The sequence below is a fragment of the Halobacillus sp. B23F22_1 genome, assembly GCF_043497005.1.
Lineage (GTDB): Bacteria > Bacillota > Bacilli > Bacillales > Halobacillaceae > Halobacillus_A.
The window spans coordinates 35,959-53,547 of record NZ_JBIEKE010000005.1 but is presented as its reverse complement, the minus strand read 5'-3'; the positions used below and the strand labels follow the sequence as shown (position 1 = coordinate 53,547).

Sequence of the window (17,589 nt, the reverse complement as noted above, 5' to 3'; positions counted from 1 at the left end):
ATAATCAAAATAGGTCATAAAACAGTTTGATACTTATGATTAAGATTGAATATGCTGCAAACCTTTTTAGGGTAATGGACCTTAAGTTTAACGTTATACGACCGCCAATTTGCGCTCCTAAAACTCCTCCTATGATCAACATGATTCCATAACCAAGAGGAACAGCTTCCACACTTAATTTCGTAATAAAACTTCCTACGGCCAAAAGAAAACAAGTAATCAAACTTGAACCAATGGCTTTTTTAATGGGTAATTTATAAACAAAAATCATGAGAGGAACAAAAATAAAACCAGCAGCTACACCTACTAATCCACCTATGGTACCAATAGAAAGACCTGCTATTACGGTTAAAGTAGAGGATAAAGGTGAAAAGTGAAAGGAAGTGTGCTTCTCTTGAGGTTTATTGGGAATTTGCATAATGACAGCAGCCGCAATAGCTAAACCAGCAAAAATAACACGTAAAATAAAATCAGAGGAGTTGCTTGCTATGATGACCCCAATCATTCCTCCTATAAATGCAGGAATTCCTAGCCTCAACACCACTATTTTATCTACTAACTGGTTTTGAATATAAAAATAGCCACCTGAGGCTGTAGAAAAAACAGTTTGCATTATAGATAATCCAGCAATGGTTTGCATGGTAAAGTGGGTACCAGAAATCAGAGGGAGGAGCAACATAAGGGAGAATACCAGAATGATTCCCCCTCCGACAGACAGCAAACCGGTAATCATTCCACAAAACAAACCGATTCCTAACATAATTATGTACATTCCGCACCTCCCACTCAAATACTTACCCTAGATTTTTTAAAGAAAGATACCTCCTGGTATCGGGACTTTCAAAAATACATCAAATGTCCCGTAAAGTACCAACATGCACACTACTGAAATAGCCACCGGTTTAATCAATGATTTAAAACTAATCTTTTCATCATTTAAGTAGATACTAATCGCGGTCAAAAACAAACCACTAGCAATAAAAAAACCCAGAATCGGCACAAGGAACATATAAGCGATCACGCTAATGATGCTAATCCATCTTCTTTTAACATTAATCTTTTCTGTATCTTCTTCATCCTCTTCACCCTCTTCTACTTGGCCATGTTTTTTATAAAAGATTGCTTTTAAAAGCAAGAGGGTACCTAAGGTAGAAAAAATGAGAATAACCACTTTAGGGAAAATGTCGGCGGGTGGAGTTATTGTTCTCGTATTGATATAGAACAAACCACTTATCGCTAAAACAATGACTGCGACTAAAATATCCTTCAACCTTTCATTTTTCACCTTAATCACCTCGCATTTTTATGGGGTAACGATTCTATATCTTGGGACTCTTGATCCTTTTTCTTTCTACGGAAGTTCATCCATAGGGGAGTGATAATGGAAAGTACCGTAAGAATAATTAATATCAAAGAGATGGGACGAGTAAAGAATAAAACAAACAAGCTAGGACCGGTTTCAGATATAACTGCCGATAATACAAAGCCATTCTCAGCAATAACCCCTAACACTAACCCCAACACAATAGGTCCTGGAGTAATATCTACCTTAAGGGCAAAGTACCCTAGTAGGCCGCACCCTAACATAACAAAAACATCCAACATACTGTTTCGGATTGAATAAGAGCCTATCACGGCTAATACGGCTATTATTGGGGCTAAATAATGAACGGGAATCGCTATAGCTTTGGCAAAATAACGCGTTCCCATCAACCCCACTAGTAAAAGCAAAATGTTGGCTACCAATAATCCCATTAAAAACGTGTAGGCAACTCCACTTGATTCTGTGAATAGATCAGCTCCAGGCTGTAAGCCATGGATGAGTAATCCACCTAAAAGGACTGCAGCAACCGGACTACCAGGAATCCCTAAGGTCAATAGAGGAATGAGTGATGAACTTACTGTGGAACTATTAGCAGATTCACTCGTGATAACGCCATCGATATTGCCCTTTCCGAATTCTTGAGGTGTTTTGGAGAAACGTTTGGTTTCATTATAAGCCACAAATCCGGCCACATTGCCTCCTGCACCAGGTAACATCCCGACAAATGTGCCAATCAATGAGCTCCTTAATAAAACCACACGCCTCTTAAGCGTTTCAGTGATTGTTTTTTTGTAGATTCCTTTTCGTTCTTCATATTTAGCAATATACTTATCCTTCCGTTCCATCATACTAATGACTTGGGGAATGGAAAAAAATCCGATCATCGCAGGAAGGAGGTTTATTCCTTCAACTAAATTATAAAATCCAAACGTAAAACGAGGATACCCAGACACTGGATCCATCCCAATTAAAGCCAGCATCAGACCAAACGTTCCACCGATAAACCCTTTAATAATAGATTTTCCAGCAAGAGCTCCAATAATGGTTAAACCGAATATAGCAAGCCAGAAATTCTCTGGAGGACCAAAACCTAATGCAAAATTTGCTAAAGGGGTAGCTAAAAAAATAAGAAAGATAGTTCCAACAATACCACCAACAACCGAGGCTAGTAATGCAGTGATTAGTGCTCTATCTGCCTGCCCTTTTTTTGTAAGGGGGTAGCCATCAAAGGTTGTAGCTACGGCGGCTGGAGTCCCTGGGGTATTTATAAGAATTGCAGAATTAGCCCCACCGAACATAGCCCCTATATATAAGGCACCTAATGCTAAGAGACCTGTTCCAGCATCCATCCCAAAGGTCAATGGGACCAGCAGGGCTACCCCCATAGTTGCTGATAAACCAGGGAGTGTCCCCACGACTATTCCTCCCATAGTAGCTAATGTCATGATTAATAAAATTGTTATGTCGAGTGTATTAATTAACCCATTTAATAGATCGCCAAGCATGTTATCCCACCTATCCTTAACGTTTGTATAGTTATGAAAGTAGGTTTTATTCTTCTATTTCATCTGCATCAAACTTCTCTAGGGTTTCTTCTGCTTCAACCTTTTGTTCACTTATAAGTTCCGCCCATTCATCACCCGGCAAGAAATCGGCAACCAATCCGGCCTCTTCCATTTGCTTTTGATATTCAGGTAAGCTTGTAATTTCCTCTAAAGCCTTGAACAACTCATCTTGAATCTCCTGCGGCGTATCTTTTGGAAGGGCTAACCCGCGGTCAATCGCTGCGACCAAATCGACTCCTTGTTCTTCAAACGTAGGAACCTCTGGGAGCCAGTCATGCCTCTCCTCCGTACCAATTGCTAGCACTCTAAACTGGTCTTTATTTTTCGTGACATCTCCCACGTTCCCCATAATGGCATCAATATGCCCTCCAAGTAATTGCTTGACCTGATCAGCCGCACCTGCAAGGGGTACCATTGTAACCTCAATCCCTGCTTCATCCATTAATTTTAATGTTGTTAAGTGGTCTCCTGTGTAAGTACCTGTCAAACCAACAGATAAGCTTTTAGGTTTTTCTTTTACTTGTTCAATAAACTGGTCCAGGGTCTCTATATCACTATCAGATTTGACCGCCAACACTTGGGGATCGTGGACAAGACGGGCTAAAACATCAAAACTATCAGATTCAAACTGAGTCTCACGAGCCAACGGCTGTAAAATGATATGAGGAGTATTAATGGATCCCATCATATATCCATCAGGTTTTGCTTTTGCTAATTCAGCGAAACCAACTTCTCCTCCAGCACCTTCACGATATTCAATGACCATATTTTCTGGAAAATGGTCTTTCCAAAAGGACTCGATAATTCTCTGATTGACATCAGTCGTCCCTCCTGCACTGAATGGGACAAGGTTTGTCACATCCTGATCAGGATACGATTCTATATCTTGGCTACTGACTTCACTTCCCAGGTTTCCACACGCAGTAACAATCACCATCATAAATAATGAAAGAGCAATTAGATAAACCTTTTTCATCTTTTTCTCCTCCTAGAAGTTTAAATTAGTGAACTTATTCTTCGCCTTGTCCAAACACTAAACATTCATCCTTACGCCCTAACGAAATATGATTGGAAAAAAACTAAGACACCTCCATTATGTAAGCGCTGTCAAAAAATGTAGTTTTTTAACTAGTTTGAAGAATTTAACTCCCATGTCTCAGTGACCCAACCAATTTCCTTTAATTAAACCATTATTTGTTGCAATTTTCAATATAATTAGAAAATTTTCTTCTTAATTAACAAAAAACATCATAGAACTTCTAAAGAATAATGATCAGAATCTGCATAATTCAAGCAGACTAATGCTTGAGAAAACGATTAAAAACGATGAAGGAGACGCCATTTATCACACAAACGTAAACATCAACGTTTACGTTTGTTATATTCTTTTGGTGCGTATGTTCTTGGTACCCCCCTTTTTCCTTCTGGAATTTTTCAGGACTTGAGTTCAGAATAAATTGTATATATATATCATCTCGTATCACAGAGCGTTTCTTCATCCTCTGATATTTGCTTGAGGGTAGAGCCACAATAACCATTCTTTTATGGTTTGACCCTTTCTAATTCTTTTTTTAAATATCCTTTACACATTGATAATTTCCAATATTTTACATCTTAAATCTCTAAATCAGGACTTGGAATCATTTCTCTTTTTAAGTAAACATTGATTTTAGATCGATCATAATGAAGACCATGTTCTTTTAAATATTGAGCAAATTGCGTTTGGTTTTTGTACTCCTCACTTTCTCGAATTACATGAAATGTAGGGTTTTTCATCAAATAGGTATCCTGCGAGAAAAAGACATGGATCGGGGGGAAAACATGAAGTGTTCTCATAGTAAGGGTTTCCTGCCTGTTGCAAGGTTAGAAAATGTGGGGTTTTACGACTCGAAGGGAAAAGAAAATAACCAAAATAAAAAAGCAGACGCAAGTCTGCTCTCTTAAATAAAGATTTCTCATGAACTTAGATTAAGTTATAACTTCAGTATCCGGGTTCTCCTGATAAGATTTCTTATTAGGAGAATGTAAGGCTGTTCTGTATTGTGTTGGGGTCATGCCAACAAATTTACTAAAGACAGTTGAAAAGTGAGAAGGACTTTTAAAACCCACATCTAAAGCAATCGTGGTAATAGAACGAGCAGAGGATTCTATAAGGCTTTTAGCTTCCTCTATTCTTTTATAACGAACATATTGGATTGGTGACATATCTGTACGTTTTGAGAAAATCTTCAGTAGGTAAAACTTATTAACATATAACTCATCACCTATATGTTCTAATTTCAAATCTTCTTTATAATGATTATCTATATATTGAAATGCTTGAACTAATAGCTCTTCTTGATTTGATATGAACTCAACTTTATCTGGTCTACAACGTTTACATGGACGATATCCGTACTTTATTGGCCCATTTTTAGTTAAAAATACGTCAATGTTATATTTTTTTGGTAATTTTGATTTACAAGAAGGGCGACAAAAAATCCCTGTGGTTTTGACGGCATAATAAAACTTACCATCATATTGGGAGTCACAATCTTTTATAGCCTTCCAATACACGTTATTCATTAAAATCACCTCTCTCCGTATTCTAACATAATTATCCAGCTAATATTTCAGATTAAAATTAGAGAGCAATTATAAAACAGTTAGTAGTAATAATTATAGTTATAATAAAAGCAAACAAGAAGGAGTTTATACATAATGGAAATTTATAAAGAGAATTATTCATCTCCCTTAGGAAATATAGAGATTAAAAGTACAGACTATGGAATAATAAGTGTTCAATTCGTTGAGGATTTTAAAAACTCTCAAAGAAATAGGCATATTGAAGATTGCATTCGACAATTAGATGAATATTTTAAAAAAGAAAGAAGAACTTTTTCTCTAAATTTAAGTCCTCATCTAAGTAATTTTCAAAAAAAAGTACTAGATGATTTATCTAGAGTCTCCTTTGGACATACAACGAATTATTCTCAAATTGCAAGAGCTATTGGACAACCTACCTCTATTCGAGCAGTTGGAAATGCAATCGGTAAAAACCCTATTGCTATAATTATTCCCTGTCATAGAGTTATTGGAAAAAATAATGATCTCCGTGGCTATGCATGGGGGAAATGGAGGAAAGAAGAACTGTTAAAGTTTGAGCAACTAACTTAAAAATAAAGTATGTGCAATAATTTTTTAAAAGGAATAAAAATTAAAAAGAACAGGAGGAGCACAATTATTTCAAAGGAATTGAAGAAATAAATTAATTTGGTTCCTCCTGTGTGGAAGGAGCGATAAAGGTAAATGGTTAGGATAAAACCATTCGAAGTTGATTTCTTTATCATTAATATAAGTTTCATCTTCTCTTAACTGACCTACGAACAAGTAATGTTTATACGGAGCATGAGTTATTCCATATGCGATTAAACTTTCTATAACTTTCATTCTATAGCCTGTCTCTTCCTTAGTTTTTCTGATAGCACACTGCTCGGGTGTTTCTTGAATTCTACAATTACCTCCTGGCAAATCCCATACTGTATTTTCTTTATTTATTAAAAGCATTCTCCCTTCTTTATTAAATAAAATTGTAAAACAACAAACTACCTTTTCCATCGTATCCTTTTTCACCTCCTAATTTTACGATTGTTGCACTTATTAAACGAGTATTTAGTAGCATTTATAATTTGGGAATAGTGTTCTTCTGCTTGATTAGTTTTATTAGCATAAATATATTCTTGAGTATTAATAGTCTCAAGCAAAGAAATTATGGCTTTCACTTTTAAATCATGATGATAAACTGGCATATCCGAGATTCCTTTTACTTCAACTTCAGTTGTCCCCTCTCTATAAGGGGTGATTTTCTGAGTTTTTAATTTTGTATGTTCCCCTGGAATCATCATAGTACTCTATCTCCTTTACAAGTGATATAAAGACCAAATGAGCTTTTACTCCATACTACCTATTTATTTTCTGATATAAAGGCTGTTCTACCTCATTTTTTTTAGGGCGAATAATCATATATACGATATATAATCCAGTAATAATGGCCGGAACAATGATATATAGTTTAAAAAAAGGAAGAACTAATACACATGAAATAAAAGACACCAGAGAAGTCCACCAAGCAATTTGGGACTTATCCATTAATTTCAGTCCAGCTGCCATAGAAAGAATATACACTAAAATTCCTAAGGAAGTAGGAATGAAGAGAATATCTTCAAATGTTAAAGAAAGAACAGAAGTTCCTAAAACTCCCCCCATAGCAATAAAAACAACAAAAACAACCATTCTTTTAGGAAGCCCACTTTTAGAATCCACGCTAGCAAAATATTTTGGAAAGGCTCCATCTCGACTGAGAGAATACCCTAATTGTGTTAAGCTTGCAAAAAAAGCATTGCATGTGCCCGTACATATAATAAATGCTAAAATTCCAGTAAGCAGTTTAGCATTAAGACCTACAGTTTCACCCATCATTATACTAATTGGAGAAAGATTACTTTCTGTATTTCCATAGGTTGCAGTCCCAATTGTTACAAAGCTTAAAATTAAGAACAAAACCCCGATGATACCTGCACTGATCATAGTACTTCTAACGATATTAGTTTCTGGTTTCTTGAAATTTTTTGCCAAATTACAGATGGCTTCCCACCCAAAAAAAGCCCAAAAAATAACTGTTATGGCTGATCCAATTGAAAACCAACCGTTTGGCATAAAAGGTGTAAAATTTCCCCAACTAATTTTGGGCAACGTTATCACCACGGTTGTTACTAACAGAAACAGAAGACAAGAACTCAGGAATAAGGCGACCTTTCCACTTGTCTTAACACCTAGGTAATTAAAAATACCAGCTAACGTTAATATTACAAGCGCCATATATATTGTTTTACCATTTAAAACACTTATAGATTCACATAAATAATATGCTCCTGTCAGAGAAACAATAGTTTGACCAATTGTCCCTGTTACAAAATAAAACCACCCAACCAAATTACCTAAATGGTAACCAAATGATTTTCGAACAAAAGTAGCTGCCCCACCTGCATCTGGATATAGCTTTGCCAAGTAGCCAAACGAGAAGGCAATTGGAATATTCATTAAAATAACGATAATCCAAGACATTATAGAAGCAGGTCCTGCAATAGATGCTGTAACACTCGATAAAAACAATACTCCTGAGCCAAGTATAGCTGCAATGTATAATGCAATACCTTGATACAAGCCGATGGTTTGATTATTCAAAGAATTCACCTCTTTCTTTTAACTAAAATTATCATTTAGTGCGGTGAATTGCTTTTTAATTATTGCTTTTTAATTTAGATTCTCAGCAAAACACAATGATTAAACATTCAATACTTCTTGTGATTTCTTCATAAACAACGCTTTGTGAATCAGTTTTATTGCCTTAGGCATATCTTCACTAGAAACTTTAAATGAAATACAATTCCCTTTGTTTTTATAAGCATAGCTGTAAACAATATTTTTTAGCAGAAATAAATGAATGTGATGGGAGTCCAGCTCCTTGTATGGTTCTATAATGGTTATTTTGCTCTCTTGATGATTTGTATCAATAGTGATGCCTAATGCTTTATTGGATTTTGAAATGCTTTTAGTGCGGGCGTATTCTATTCTTGTTTCTTCATTAGAAGCGATTTTTTTAATAAGAATAGGTATTTTCCGAATAGAAGCCCACTTAATTGCCTCAGGGTGAATAATTTCAGCTCCGTTATTAGCCATTAATTCAGCTTGACTATAAGTTAAATTTGAAATCAACATGGAATCATTTACGATACTTGGATCAGTGGTTCGTATGCCTGCAACATCCGTATAAATTTCAATTAAATCAGCGTTAAGAGAATTACCTAAAGAAGTTCCTGTTATGTCACTACCACCTCTATCTAAAGTAGTTATAGACCTATCTTCTCTTTCCCCTTGAAATCCTGCAACGATAGGGATATATCCTTCATCTAAATATCCTTCCAGTTTCTTAGAATTTATATATTTAATCTTAGTTTGGTCATCTTTATAGTGCGTTTGAATCCCGGCTTCACCTCCGGTTAGCGCAATGGACTTTATATTAATAGTTTGTAATTCAGCACTTAAAACCACACTTGAAATTACTTCCCCACAGGAAGAAAGCATGGAGTATTCTTTTTTTGAAAATTTCTTTTCTTTCAAGTAATTAATCAAAGTATCGGTTGCATACGGACTTCCCATCCTTCCCATTGCGGAAACCACCACTACCAATTTATATTTCTGTCCCTCTTCTTTTATGAGATGGGCGATTTCCATACGTTTCAATGAAGAATCCAATGTGGTGCCGCCAAACTTCATTATTTTAGTTTTCATAGAAGACACTCTCTACCTGTTTTTCCCGGTTATTATTGGATAACCATTCTCCTTCTTTCAATTCGTTATTAACGTTTTCCCACCGAGGTTCCTCAGAAGTGCTAATAGAAAAAAGGGCAAAAATCTCATCAGATGTTTTAGGCATAATAGGTTTAGTAAAATAAGCCAAACCTTTTATAAGATATCCAATTGATAGTACAAAAGATTTAAACGGAATTTCATATTGAGAATGAGATAAATGTTTGTATTTAGCGATATAATTTTCAATGCCTTCCAAATAATCTTTTATAGCTATAGCTGCTTTACGCAGACTAAAATGTTCAAACCCTAAAAATTCATCTAACTGGGCTTTAGTATTTTCTAATAACCCTATAGCTTCGTAATCTATCTCTTGATTTGATAGTAAGTTGTTAAATCGACTATTGTATTCATAAGTAAGAGTCAAAAAGCTCTCGATAACTTCATCTAATGATGTTTTTAGTTTTTCACTCTTTGCGAAATACTCTTGTAATTCAAAATTTGTTTGGTTATGCTCAGGATTGGTCAGACTTAAATAATATCGTAAAGTATCAGCTTCTACATCTTGAAGAAAGTCTTCCGCCCATATCACATGATTTTTACTAGTAGAAAATTTGCTCTTTTCTAATAAATAGAAATGATTCGTATAGATATGTTCGGGAACTAAATATTGCTCATCATCTTTTACTAATGCTGAAGCAACATGAAGAACAGAATTAAAGAAGCAATTATCAAAACCTAAAAATTGAACCATTAATTTTTCATCTGTAGAGTCATCGTAAGATGAAGAAGATTTAATGCTATCTATAATTCCTGGGTACATTTCAAACCATACATTTATTGACTGGTCCTTATTCCCACCTACAGGCACAGGGATGCCCCAATTAGTGGGGTACGAAACTGGATAATCAGGAATTCCTTTATCAATTAATTGCCGACAATATTCAATAAGGGTAGGTCTCCATGTAGTACGAGATTCATAAAAATCTTTTAATATTGTATAAAGATTTCTGAAAGAGAAAAAGAATCCTTTTTGTTCTTTTGCTTGAGCTGGGTTCTTACATATATTACATATTGGACTTTCTAAGTCATTCGGGTTATTAATTCGCGCACAATTTTCACATAAATTTCCCGATGATTTCTTTTTACAAAAAGGGCATAAACCTTCTATAAACGATTCAAACAAATATTGGTTACAATCATCGCAGTGTAAGGCCTGGTAGTATTTTTCGATAATGATTCCTTTCTCATATAAGTCTAAAAAGAATTCTTGAACAAACTTGGAATGGTGTTTATTGTCCAAAACGTATTTATATCCATCAATTTCAATATCAGCTTTAAGCATAGTTGATACAATAGAAACATTGTTTCGTTTTATAAGCTCTTGAGGGGTTAAGTTTTTCCTTTTCGCTGTAGTAACTACAAAACTTTGATTAGCATCACCGTATGTGAGATAAGTTACTTTGTGTCCTTGCATTTTTTGAAACCTTGAAAAAACATCAGCCCCTAAATAGGGCCCGGCTAAATGTCCTAGATGCAATCCTCCATTAGGAGTCGGAGGAGTAGCAGTAACAAAAATATTTTTCATTTATTTCATCCTTTTTCATGTTTTTTAATAGTTTTCCAACACATATTGTTCAACCCCTACAGCTCCCCACCATATTGCTATAAACTTTAATGGTTCTGCACCTATATTTTTTATGGAATGCACTGAATATGGCTCAAAGTAAATAGCGTCACCTTTACTAACGTTTTCAGAATGATTATCAATACTTACTACTCCTTCTCCTTCCAAAATTACAAAAGTTTCTTCTTCATCGTGGCTATGTGGAGACGTGCTTTCATTCGGATTTACAACTAATAGACCGGATCCAAAAGGAGATTTATTTGCCCTTTTCCAAGGATATAACCTTCTTAAAAAAGCTCCATATTCCTTTTTATAGGAATTATTAGTCTCTCGTTGAATGGGAAGTTCTTCTTTTTTAGCTCTATTGAGAGCTCTTTTTAAATATAGGTCTACCATTTCTTTGGGATAATGATAATAAAGGCCTTCTCTTACGGTTTCAATATAATCTAATGCTGGTAAGTTCACTTCTTTTACTTCTTTTGGCTGAAGAATATAAACTTCCTGGCTTTTGTTATTTATTAAAGCTGTGTGTGTTCTTAGCTCGTACCCATGGCCATTGCTTACCAGGTTTTTTAATTTCTCATCGTCTATTTCGTAAGCTACTCCTAAAACTTGTCCTCCTTCCATTGGAATTATGGTAGAAGTACCACCTTTAAATGTTTCATGGTATCCTGTAAATGTATAAACATGATCTGCTAAAACAGTCTTTTCGAAACTATTGAAATGGCCAATATCTTTTTTTATTGTTTCCGGATGATTACTTAGTCCATAGGTGAAAATCCAAACCATACAATCACTCCTCAATTTTTTTAAATTCTCCACCTTCTAATTTGTATTCTATCCACTTAAAATTCCAAGGGTCTCCATTAGAGGTAAACTCCAACTTTCCCAGCAAGGGATCTTCATAGCTAGTAGCTATTTTTTTTATATGGGAAATCAAATTTTCTAAAGACGTGTGTTTCAGTTGATCTAAAGATTGCAATAAATATTTTGTTGCTGCATAGCTTGTAATCGAATAAGCACCTAAAGGTGCATCTGCTTTTTGAATATAAGCTTTTTGAAATTCATTAAACAGCTCACTCTTATTATTTAATGGAGTCGAAACGATACGTATATCTATGTCTTCGTTAACCTCATTTACAAATTCCAACAAATCTGAAATATAACTGTCGTCCCCTAAAACCACCATTCCTTTGAAGCCTATCGCTTCTAGATATTTAATAACTTCTATAGCTAGTTCATAACGACCGGCAAACAGAATGATTTTATTTTCTAATTTCTCTTTAATAACCTGATCCCATTTAATAGTTTGTGTGATATCAATAGTTGTCTCTTTTTTAGCATTCCTAGTTAATAAAGAACCGAGCTTTTCCCCGTACTCTTTGTTTTCATAGATTAAGGTTATTTTTTTAGCATTTTCTCGCTTAACGACTTCTATCATTTTTTGAGCCATATCCGTGTCTAAACCACAGAATCTCAAAACATTTTTATATCCATATCTAGTAAGATCTGGATGAGAGGTGCCAGGGGCTAAAAAAGGAATGCCAGCTTCTCCATATACCTGCAAGCAATAAAGAGCCTGGGTGGCACTTAAATGTCCAATGATTACGTCAGCTCCTCTGGCTATTAGAGAATTGGCTGCTTTGATCGAATCATTTTTATCTAATGTGCATTCCTCCCATAGTATCTGCACATTATAATCTCGCTGTTTTAGCATCCATTTTTCAAGGGCTACTGATATTCCCGCACATAATTCTCTTGTATGACCTCCTAAATTAGCACTTACACCAATTTTTATAGTGTCGTTATTAAAAAAGGAGGGATTTAGATCTGAAACAGACAATATCTTAACAGGATCATAGGGCTGTACATATTGATTAAACATAGGCGCCCCTGGCTAGATGATATTTAGAATTATCTCTTCTAATCAAATCTGGATTTAATTTTTTATTTGTTGCTGTAAAATAGGTTAAGAGTTGTAGAGGGACCACACTGATTATCGGACTTATAATTTCATTAAATGGTGGTAATTTATAATGATTGGTTGCCTCATTAAATGGTTGAGAAGGGGAAAGGATAAATGAATCTGATTTGATGTGCTTTAAAGCCATTAACAGTTCATTAGTCCTCTCGTTTACTTGATTATTTGGTAAAATTAAAACAAACTGTGTCTTTTCGTTACACATTGGTAAGGGTCCATGGAGAGTATGTTCCAAATCATAGTTAAATGACGGGGTATAATGAGTTTCAATAGATTTAAGAGCAATTTCTGAAGCAACTCCTAAACTCGTTCCTGTACCTACAAACACTAGTAAGTCTTTTTCCGCCATATTTAACGCTATATTTTTGAATTGTTCTTCATCTTCTAGAATGCTTTTTATTAGTTGGGACAGTTTATCCACTTCTTCTTGCACAAAAGTATCTATCCCAACGAATCCTTGTATTTCTGCTAATGCTCCTAGTAGCAATAAAGCACTAACAAAACTTAGGGAATAACTGATGGTATGGGCAAGTGACCTTTCATCTTGATATAAAGTAGGTAATACATAATCTGCAGTCTGACCAGATGTGCTTGAGGGAAATGCAGTAACACTTACTGTTTTACAACCATTTTCTCGAGCTAATTTTAGTGCTTTATTTGTCATGTGGGTTTCACCCGAATGTGAAAAAGAAATAATACAATCCTCGTTACTAAGACTGAATTGAGAGTGAACTAGCTCAAAAGAAGGTACGGCTTCAACAAGATTAGTTTTTCCAAAAATATGAGAACTAACGTCTTTGACAGATAAAGCAACATTAAAGGAAGTCCCACAACCAATTAAAATTAGGCGCTTAGATTTATAGATTTGATGAGCGATTTTAGTAATAAAAGAGGTTTCTTTATACTTGGATAAAGTTTTTTCTATATACTCCGGTTGTTTTAAAATATCATCATACATAAAATATGGATGAGCATTACGTACTTCCATATATATTACCTCCATTTTTATACAGAAATTTATCTTGTGTCATCTTCCTAAAACGGTTTAGCCTAAAGGGTTCTAAAATTTTTTCTTTACTTCCGTATTCTACTTCATGTTGTACAGCTCTCCCTACAGCTGGAGCTACTTTAAATCCTCCGCCACTAAAACCAAAAGCATAATATAGACCTTCTATATGTGAACTCCCTATAATGGGGTTTTGATCAGGCGTGTATCCATCAAAACTAACCCTTCCTCCATAAGGCAAAGCATTTTGGAGATGAGGAAACCTTATTGAGATTCTTTGTATAGCTTCATTCACTTCATTTAACCCAACCTTCCTATAATTGGTTTCTAAATCAACATCCCATTCATCTGCTTTAATTCCCACTAGGACGTTGGATTTATTTATGGGGCGAAAATAGGAATCTGTTATATCATCGATGTAAGAATGTTCGATTCCTCTATAATCATTTCTCGACTTGATAAATGCTACCCCTAACCGTTTAGCCCTTACGGGTACAGAAATGCCTACAGATTCAGTAAGATAGTTGGACCAACTTCCTGTCGCAAGAATCACTTTTGGTGCATTAATCTCTCCTATATTTGTATCTACCCCTACAATATGGTTCCTTTGTTTAATAAGACGATGGACGTTAGTGCCTTCTATAATATCCATCCCGTTTGTAAGAGCAGTTCGTAAAAATCCATCAGTCGCCTTTACTGGATTGGCATGTCCCCCACACGGTTCATAAACTACCGCTCCCACGTTTTTTTTAGAAAAATTAGGTTCCATCCTCTGATATTCTTCCGGGGTGTATGTGGAAACTGTTATCCCTTCTGATTTCATCATATCTATATTTTTTCTTAGTTGACTTAAGTGCTGATCCCCCACAATCAATGAAAACCCATTCTGTATGAACTCACAATCGCCTGCTAAAAATTCCCTCCAACGAGAATAAATACTGTAACTTTCCAGGGAAAGAAGACAATTAGATGGTAAAGTGTGATGCATACGAAAGAGTCCACCTGATTTACTAGTTGCCCCCTTTCCAGGAGACGTATCTTGTTCGATCAAACCTACTTTAAGACGCCTGCTTTTAGTTAAATGATACGCAATGCTCGATCCTATAACTCCTCCACCTATCACTAAAACATCAAAGTTCATGTATTATTTCCTCGACTTTGATCAAAGCATTTTCAAATATTTTCAAGGCTCTTTCTAGTGAATTCTCATCTAAAGTTAAAGGAGGAATCCACCTTATTACTTGATTATCACTCCCGCAAGTTAATAAAATTAATCCTTGCTCTAAACATTTTTTCCTTACCTCTTCGGCTATTTTTGAGGACGAAGGATGGTGAGACGAAAACTCACACCCAACCATTAATCCTAATCCTCTAACTTCTCCTATAAAAGGATATTCATTTTTCAGCTTGTAGAGAGATTTTAATAACACTCTCCCTAAAGAAGCTGAGTTTTCCACCAATTTTTCTTCTTCAATAATTTTTATAGTTTCGATGGCTGCCGAAGCTGCAACTGGATTCGGACCGTACGTGCCTCCGTGGGATCCTGGTATCCACTCTTCCATTAGCTCTCTAGAAGAAACAATACCACTTAATGGGAGACCAGAAGCTAAGCCTTTAGCCACCACTAAGATATCCGGTTGAACATCAAAGTGCTCAAATGCAAAAAACTCTCCCGTTCTTCCAAATCCTGACTGAACTTCGTCAAAAATAAGAAGGATTCCATAGTGATCACATATATCCCTAATCCGTTGAAGAAATTTTTTAGGTGGAACTACATACCCCCCTTCTCCTAAAACAGGTTCTAAAATCATAGCAGCTGTTTCATCAGGTGAAGATTGAGTCTTTAATAAATATTCAAGCTCTTTAATACACCAATCTTCCAAAGAATCTTCTTCTTGTTGGTACCTATACGAATATGGAAACGGGCTAACTGATACACCTGCCATAAGAGGTTGATATTTATTACGGTATATAGATTTAGCTGTGGTTACTGACATCGCTCCAATCGAACGTCCATGATACCCCCCTTGAAAACATATAATATTTGTTTTATTAGTAGCATGCCTGGCAAGTTTGATAGCACTTTCCACAGCTTCGCTTCCACTATTTGTAAAAAAACTACAATTCAATTGAGGAGGTGTGATTTCATTTATCTTTGATGCCAGTTTTAGCATGGGTTGATTATAAATGACGGTTGATTGGCCATGAATCAATCTTTCAGCTTGATTCTGAATTGTTCGAACCACTCTATCATGACAATGACCCGTATTGGTAACACCAATACCTGAAGTAAAATCCAAGTATTTTTTTCCATCAATATCGTATAAATAAATTCCTTTACCGTATTCAATTTCTAAACCTGTAAATTGGGGCCAAACAGGGGAGATATATGATAAATTTTTATTCTTTAATAAAGATGTCATTAGTTATTAACCTCCACCACATTCTTTGCTTTTGAGCTGTTCATTTTTTCAAGAATACGCTGAGCTTTAGTAGCCATCATTGTAAAGGAAGCTGAATCACCAATTCCATGTGTTTTTTCGGTAAGCCCATTCAGATAGATTCCTATATTAAAGTCATTTACTGTTTTAACTTTGTAATCTTTCGATACGATTAATTCTCCGTTATCATCTAGGACAAGATAATCCTTGATAGGTGCTAAGACCGAAGGGATTTTTTCTTCTACAAATCCTGTACAAAGGATAAGATGATCCGTTTCTATAGTCGAATAGTCTTTACTATAAATATCTTGTAAGCTTAATTCATATTTTCCGTCGTCTCCATTGTTTATGTTGATTACTTCACTGCAACGATAAAGTCTGATTTGGTTTTTATTTTCGACTTCTTGTTCATACATTTTCCAATAAAGTTCTTTACTTACATCTTCATCCACTGCCGAATAATTGGTATGTTTAATTTGCTCAAACAAGTTTGCTCTTTTCTCTTTTGTTAAATTAACAAAATAATCTGTAAATTCAGGAAAGAAAACTTCATTTGTGAAATGTCCTAGATCATAAAGGCGGAAACCAGTATGCCTTAAAACCATATTAATTTTAGCTCGTGGGTACTTATTGGATATATATAAGATAGTCTCAATAGCGTTTTGTCCAGATCCTACAACAGTAAAAGTATGTTCTTCATCACGTGGAAGTATCTTTGATATATTAGTATTAAATTTACTGGAATGGAAAATGTCATCATTTAAAAATGGTTGAAAAATAGAGGGGATAAATGGTTTTCTTCCAGAATTAATTACTAAATTATGAGTATAATAACTTTCTTCATTATTACTATCGTGATTAAAAGCAATGATTTTTAAAGTCTCTTTGGTTCTATCAGTTTCCTCAATTTCAACTTCTAAAGCTTCTGTTTTATATGAGGCATCATGAGATAATTGGTTTGCCACCCATTTCACGTAATCAGACCATTCTATACGACTTGGATGGTTTAACAAACCAAAAGAAAATAATCTTCCTTTCTTTTGAAGGTAATTGGGGAAGGTGTATTTACTTCGAGGGTTTCTTGGTGTCGCAAAGTCTCGTAAATAATGGTGTTGGATATCCGTGCCCGGCAAAAGCATTTGAGGCATCCATGTTGAATCCACTTGTTTATCAATAAATTTTTTCTTCCACTTTGTATTCTCGAACTCTTCTTCATCTTCTATGGCAGCAGCAAGAGCAATACCAGCTGGACCAAACCCAATTCCAAATACATCATAAATATCTTTTTTTGTCATCA

General features: G+C 35.2%; 18 protein-coding genes. 1 reads left to right on the top strand and 17 read right to left on the bottom strand.

Going from position 1 to position 17,589, the window contains the following annotated elements; genetic code table 11:
• Positions 1-4: 4 nt before the first annotated feature.
• The 6 genes from ACGTNH_RS20295 to ACGTNH_RS20270 all read right to left on the bottom strand — a co-directional run bounded on the left by ACGTNH_RS20295 (position 5) and on the right by ACGTNH_RS20270 (position 5,454).
• Positions 5-760 (bottom strand): sulfite exporter TauE/SafE family protein, encoded by a 756-nt coding sequence (locus ACGTNH_RS20295; protein ID WP_394588885.1) that lies wholly within the window; start codon positions 758-760, stop codon positions 5-7.
• Positions 761-808: 48 nt separating this feature from the next.
• Complete coding sequence (locus ACGTNH_RS20290; RefSeq protein ID WP_394588884.1) at positions 809-1,285, bottom strand: tripartite tricarboxylate transporter TctB family protein; 477 nt, start codon at positions 1,283-1,285, stop codon at positions 809-811.
• Between the two features lie 5 nt (positions 1,286-1,290).
• Positions 1,291-2,829 carry a tripartite tricarboxylate transporter permease gene (locus ACGTNH_RS20285; protein ID WP_394588883.1) on the bottom strand — a complete coding sequence of 513 codons (1,539 nt, stop codon included), beginning with the start codon at positions 2,827-2,829 and terminating at the stop codon, positions 1,291-1,293.
• Positions 2,830-2,875: 46 nt separating this feature from the next.
• Entirely contained in the window at positions 2,876-3,865 is a 990-nt protein-coding gene (locus tag ACGTNH_RS20280) for a tripartite tricarboxylate transporter substrate binding protein (RefSeq protein WP_394588882.1), read from the bottom strand.
• A 638-nt stretch (positions 3,866-4,503) separates the two neighbouring features.
• Positions 4,504-4,665: a hypothetical protein gene (locus tag ACGTNH_RS20275; protein WP_394588879.1), complete on the bottom strand. Its 162-nt coding sequence runs from the start codon at positions 4,663-4,665 to the stop codon at positions 4,504-4,506.
• Between the two features lie 192 nt (positions 4,666-4,857).
• The gene (locus tag ACGTNH_RS20270; protein ID WP_394588877.1) at positions 4,858-5,454 is read right to left on the bottom strand and encodes a bifunctional transcriptional activator/DNA repair enzyme AdaA; all 597 of its coding nucleotides are present in this window, start codon (positions 5,452-5,454) and stop codon (positions 4,858-4,860) included.
• Positions 5,455-5,589: 135 nt separating this feature from the next.
• Between ACGTNH_RS20270 and ACGTNH_RS20265 the strand changes: the two genes are divergently transcribed.
• Positions 5,590-6,045, top strand: a complete 456-nt coding sequence (locus ACGTNH_RS20265; RefSeq protein ID WP_394588875.1) for a methylated-DNA--[protein]-cysteine S-methyltransferase — start codon at positions 5,590-5,592, stop codon at positions 6,043-6,045.
• A 69-nt stretch (positions 6,046-6,114) separates the two neighbouring features.
• On the opposite strand, the gene ACGTNH_RS20260 is transcribed toward ACGTNH_RS20265, so the two are convergent.
• The 11 genes from ACGTNH_RS20260 to ACGTNH_RS20210 all read right to left on the bottom strand — a co-directional run bounded on the left by ACGTNH_RS20260 (position 6,115) and on the right by ACGTNH_RS20210 (position 17,587).
• Positions 6,115-6,486: an NUDIX hydrolase gene (locus ACGTNH_RS20260; RefSeq protein ID WP_394588873.1), complete on the bottom strand. Its 372-nt coding sequence runs from the start codon at positions 6,484-6,486 to the stop codon at positions 6,115-6,117.
• A gap of 11 nt (positions 6,487-6,497) precedes the next feature.
• Positions 6,498-6,773, bottom strand: coding sequence for a hypothetical protein (locus ACGTNH_RS20255; protein WP_394588871.1), 276 nt, complete (start codon positions 6,771-6,773; stop codon positions 6,498-6,500).
• Positions 6,774-6,828: 55 nt separating this feature from the next.
• Positions 6,829-8,112: an APC family permease gene (locus ACGTNH_RS20250; protein ID WP_394588870.1), complete on the bottom strand. Its 1,284-nt coding sequence runs from the start codon at positions 8,110-8,112 to the stop codon at positions 6,829-6,831.
• Positions 8,113-8,211: 99 nt separating this feature from the next.
• The gene (locus ACGTNH_RS20245; protein ID WP_394588868.1) at positions 8,212-9,219 is read right to left on the bottom strand and encodes an amino acid kinase family protein; all 1,008 of its coding nucleotides are present in this window, start codon (positions 9,217-9,219) and stop codon (positions 8,212-8,214) included.
• Entirely contained in the window at positions 9,209-10,825 is a 1,617-nt protein-coding gene (locus ACGTNH_RS20240; RefSeq protein ID WP_394588867.1) for a class I tRNA ligase family protein, read from the bottom strand. Before ACGTNH_RS20240 ends, ACGTNH_RS20245 begins: the two co-directional genes overlap by 11 nt.
• A 24-nt stretch (positions 10,826-10,849) precedes the next feature.
• Complete coding sequence (locus tag ACGTNH_RS20235; protein WP_394588866.1) at positions 10,850-11,653, bottom strand: cupin domain-containing protein; 804 nt, start codon at positions 11,651-11,653, stop codon at positions 10,850-10,852.
• 4 nt (positions 11,654-11,657) lie between these two features.
• Complete coding sequence (locus ACGTNH_RS20230) at positions 11,658-12,749, bottom strand: ABC transporter substrate-binding protein (protein ID WP_394588865.1); 1,092 nt, start codon at positions 12,747-12,749, stop codon at positions 11,658-11,660.
• The gene (locus tag ACGTNH_RS20225) at positions 12,742-13,833 is read right to left on the bottom strand and encodes an SIS domain-containing protein (RefSeq protein WP_394588863.1); all 1,092 of its coding nucleotides are present in this window, start codon (positions 13,831-13,833) and stop codon (positions 12,742-12,744) included. Before ACGTNH_RS20225 ends, ACGTNH_RS20230 begins: the two co-directional genes overlap by 8 nt.
• Complete coding sequence (locus tag ACGTNH_RS20220) at positions 13,820-14,992, bottom strand: NAD(P)/FAD-dependent oxidoreductase (RefSeq protein WP_394588861.1); 1,173 nt, start codon at positions 14,990-14,992, stop codon at positions 13,820-13,822. The genes ACGTNH_RS20225 and ACGTNH_RS20220 overlap by 14 nt, the downstream gene beginning before the upstream one ends.
• Positions 14,982-16,274 carry an aspartate aminotransferase family protein gene (locus ACGTNH_RS20215; protein ID WP_394588860.1) on the bottom strand — a complete coding sequence of 431 codons (1,293 nt, stop codon included), beginning with the start codon at positions 16,272-16,274 and terminating at the stop codon, positions 14,982-14,984. The genes ACGTNH_RS20220 and ACGTNH_RS20215 overlap by 11 nt, the downstream gene beginning before the upstream one ends.
• Positions 16,274-17,587: a SidA/IucD/PvdA family monooxygenase gene (locus tag ACGTNH_RS20210; protein WP_394588858.1), complete on the bottom strand. Its 1,314-nt coding sequence runs from the start codon at positions 17,585-17,587 to the stop codon at positions 16,274-16,276. Before ACGTNH_RS20210 ends, ACGTNH_RS20215 begins: the two co-directional genes overlap by 1 nt.
• Positions 17,588-17,589: the final 2 nt, after the last annotated feature.

Bases quoted from the DNA above. Each gene is read 5' to 3' on its own strand.
- ACGTNH_RS20295 (WP_394588885.1), bottom strand. From the start codon at position 760: ATGTTAGGAATCGGTTTGTTTTGTGGAATGATTACCGGTTTGCTGTCT.
- ACGTNH_RS20285 (WP_394588883.1), bottom strand. From the start codon at position 2,829: ATGCTTGGCGATCTATTAAATGGGTTAATTAATACACTCGACATAACA.
- ACGTNH_RS20280 (WP_394588882.1), bottom strand. From the start codon at position 3,865: ATGAAAAAGGTTTATCTAATTGCTCTTTCATTATTTATGATGGTGATT.
- ACGTNH_RS20275 (WP_394588879.1), bottom strand. From the start codon at position 4,665: ATGAAAAACCCTACATTTCATGTAATTCGAGAAAGTGAGGAGTACAAA.
- ACGTNH_RS20270 (WP_394588877.1), bottom strand. From the start codon at position 5,454: ATGAATAACGTGTATTGGAAGGCTATAAAAGATTGTGACTCCCAATAT.
- ACGTNH_RS20265 (WP_394588875.1), top strand. From the start codon at position 5,590: ATGGAAATTTATAAAGAGAATTATTCATCTCCCTTAGGAAATATAGAG.
- ACGTNH_RS20260 (WP_394588873.1), bottom strand. From the start codon at position 6,486: ATGGAAAAGGTAGTTTGTTGTTTTACAATTTTATTTAATAAAGAAGGG.
- ACGTNH_RS20255 (WP_394588871.1), bottom strand. From the start codon at position 6,773: ATGATGATTCCAGGGGAACATACAAAATTAAAAACTCAGAAAATCACC.
- ACGTNH_RS20245 (WP_394588868.1), bottom strand. From the start codon at position 9,219: ATGAAAACTAAAATAATGAAGTTTGGCGGCACCACATTGGATTCTTCA.
- ACGTNH_RS20240 (WP_394588867.1), bottom strand. From the start codon at position 10,825: ATGAAAAATATTTTTGTTACTGCTACTCCTCCGACTCCTAATGGAGGA.
- ACGTNH_RS20235 (WP_394588866.1), bottom strand. From the start codon at position 11,653: ATGGTTTGGATTTTCACCTATGGACTAAGTAATCATCCGGAAACAATA.
- ACGTNH_RS20230 (WP_394588865.1), bottom strand. From the start codon at position 12,749: ATGTTTAATCAATATGTACAGCCCTATGATCCTGTTAAGATATTGTCT.
- ACGTNH_RS20225 (WP_394588863.1), bottom strand. From the start codon at position 13,833: ATGGAAGTACGTAATGCTCATCCATATTTTATGTATGATGATATTTTA.
- ACGTNH_RS20220 (WP_394588861.1), bottom strand. From the start codon at position 14,992: ATGAACTTTGATGTTTTAGTGATAGGTGGAGGAGTTATAGGATCGAGC.
- ACGTNH_RS20215 (WP_394588860.1), bottom strand. From the start codon at position 16,274: ATGACATCTTTATTAAAGAATAAAAATTTATCATATATCTCCCCTGTT.
- ACGTNH_RS20210 (WP_394588858.1), bottom strand. From the start codon at position 17,587: ATGACAAAAAAAGATATTTATGATGTATTTGGAATTGGGTTTGGTCCA.